This window comes from Salegentibacter salinarum, from assembly GCF_900168115.1.
GTDB lineage: Bacteria > Bacteroidota > Bacteroidia > Flavobacteriales > Flavobacteriaceae > Salegentibacter > Salegentibacter salinarum.
Map to the genome: position 1 here is coordinate 1 of NZ_FUZC01000037.1, position 1981 is coordinate 1981.

The window sequence follows — 1981 nt, forward strand, 5'->3', positions numbered from 1 at the left end:
TCGAGACCTTCACCCCTTCGGAAAGGATACCACCAGCAACTGCCAAACGGTAACCGGAGGTTTGGACAACACCAATCCCTACATTGTCTCCATCGCAGTACATAGTACCCGTAGAAAGACTGTCACTGGAGAGTGTCTTTAGGTGGCCCTGACCTTCCGCTATCCCGGATTGATCTAAAATAATATTAAAGGTACTTTCCTTATCTGCACGCTTAGCAAGGACGGAGGCTTTTTGGACGTTCCCACTACGTAAGCTTTCCATTCTAGCATGCTGATCCAACAGGTACAAACTAAGCTCTTCTATCTTTTTCAAATTAGTCTTATCCATATGTTTCAATGAAATGCCATCAGATAACACCTCTTCTGCAGAAGGCAAACCTGGTAAATGACCCTGTTCCTTGATATAAGAAGCCACATCTTCTAAATCCAAGAGGTCGTAAGTTTCCGAGAATACATAGTCAGGCCAGTTTGTTACTTGAGCGATTCGAATACTATCAGACAAAACAGTTCCCGCCACGGAAAGCAAATTATCTGAAAAGCCTTCTCCATCCCCCACTTCAATTTGACCTGATTGATTTTCGTTAAGTAGAGAGCAATTAATGTTTTCTTCTTCATTATACAACAAAGATACTTCGACGGAAGAAAGAATCCGATCATACATTCTGAATTCATCTAATATTCCATAAAAATGCCTTCTGTGACCACTATATTCGCCAATTCTTAGATCCCCTCCTTCCGACAAATTTACATTTTCCCATATAGTAATATCTTCCTGACAAATAACTTCACCATTAAGGTAAATACTCAAAAGGTTATCCCTATCAAAGGTAGCTGTAAAATGATACCACACCCCTTTTTCCAGTACAAATTGGTCATCTCTACAGTATAGAATCTTATTGCCAAATACAATGGCAAATCGACTATTAAAAATTCCTGCAGCATATTTATTCTCAGATGGCATATCAATCTTGGAAATCATTGACATTTCCCCTTTGATATAGGCATTCTCATCAAGATTAAACCATCCAGAAATACTAAAATCCTTTAGTCCTAAATTCAAAACATTTCCAAAATGTACATACCCATTATCTTTGAAATATAGAGCACTATTAGGGTGGCCAAATCTATTTATAGCTGACTCTGCATTAACAATCATTCCGTGATTACTATTAATACTTTGATCAATAGCATTATTATCCAATTTCCAATGGCCTATTAGTCCACTTTCCAGATTTTGAGCTAATGTAGTCTCAGAGAGAAAAAAAATAATAATTAATAAAACGACTCTATTCATCCTATAGCTTTTTTAAAATTTCTAATCGGTCCAGTTGCTTTTCTTGATTAATTACGTACAAAAATAAAACCTCGATCTTCTCCAATAGCAAGCCATCCATAATCTCTAACCGGTAACCTTCCTGTTCCACAAGCTCGGCTTTTGGAACTCTGGGCAGGTGCCCTTCCCTTTCTATATAGGCCGAAAGGCTCAAAAGATCCCGTAGCTTATAGTCCGCCTCAAAGACATAGTCAGGCCAGTTAGCCACCGAGGCCACCTGGATGTCATCGGTTAAAATGCCGCCGGAGACCGCAAGACGGTACCCTGCTACCGGATCTGCCCCAATTCCAACTCCTTCCCCGTCACAGGAAATTACATCACATAAAGCTTCTGTAGAAGCTTCTATACTTCGATGAGAGGTCATATCTGGAAAAATACGTCCCTCTTTTTGGATAGGTGCATTGAGATAGGATTCAATATCCACGTTATGGCTTTTATAAACAGTTTTACCTGAAGCAACTTCTTCATCCGCTACCGGTAGTATAACTCCCAACTCCCCGGATAAACTCTCTAGCTCGGACTCCTGGTCAATAATGTACAGGGTGAGCTCCTCTACTTTCTCCAGAAGGAGCTTATCCATTTCCGATAGGCTATACCCTTCACGGGCGATCGTTTTAGCACTCGGAAGACCCGGTAAATGTTTGTTTG

General features: G+C 40.2%; 1 protein-coding gene and 1 pseudogene. Both read right to left on the bottom strand.

What is annotated here, in order from left to right; translation table 11 throughout:
* On the bottom strand, nt 1-1294 hold a 1294-nt coding region (locus tag B5X53_RS18780; RefSeq protein WP_143533295.1), incomplete at its 3' end, for a LamG domain-containing protein.
* A 1-nt stretch (nt 1295) separates the two neighbouring features.
* Nucleotides 1296-1981 (bottom strand): annotated as a pseudogene (locus tag B5X53_RS19100) (hypothetical protein); the annotation flags it as partial.